The 549-nt window shown below is 53.6% G+C and carries 1 protein-coding gene; it reads left to right on the forward strand.

What is annotated here, in order from left to right:
- Positions 1–340 precede the first annotated feature (340 nt).
- The coding region (locus K5E19_RS23725; protein ID WP_221553372.1) for a DUF4177 domain-containing protein at positions 341–549 on the forward strand (209 nt) is incomplete at its 3' end.

The following is a 549-nucleotide window of genomic DNA, read 5'->3' on the forward strand; positions in this document are numbered from 1 at the left end:
ATGTTGAAGGGCGGATTATATCGGGTTCCGGGCGGTGTTTCAATACATAGCACCGCGCCTGCTGCGCGTTTTATGCGTTTGGCGCGTTCGGCGGCGGGAAATTTGCCTGCTTTTCCCGCGTCGGGCGGGCGGAACGGGCGGCACACTGTGTATAAACCGCAATACCGTTTACAATGACCGCCTGTTTCACCACATACCCGAACGCAACAATGTTTCAACACACGGGACGGCACATCAAGCACCGCCCTATGTGTCGTCCTGATTTGGAAGGGGTTCCCTCCCAAATAAAGTCTGATCCTACCGCCCCAAAGGGCGGGGTTTCAACCGAAAAGGAAATACGATGAAAGAATACAAAGTCGTCATTTATCAGGAAAGCCTGTTGTCCAGCCTGTTTTTCGGCGCGGCAAAGGTCAACCCCGTCAATTTCAGCGCGTTCCTCAACAAACAAACCCCCGAAGGCTGGCGGGTCGTAACGATGGAAAAAGATTTGCGCCGTATGCTGCTGTTTTTCAAACGCGAAGCCTACGTCGTCATTTTGGAGCGGGACCG

The sequence above is a fragment of the Enterobacter sp. RIT637 genome, from assembly GCF_019718755.1.
In the GTDB taxonomy this organism is placed as follows: domain Bacteria; phylum Pseudomonadota; class Gammaproteobacteria; order Enterobacterales; family Enterobacteriaceae; genus Enterobacter.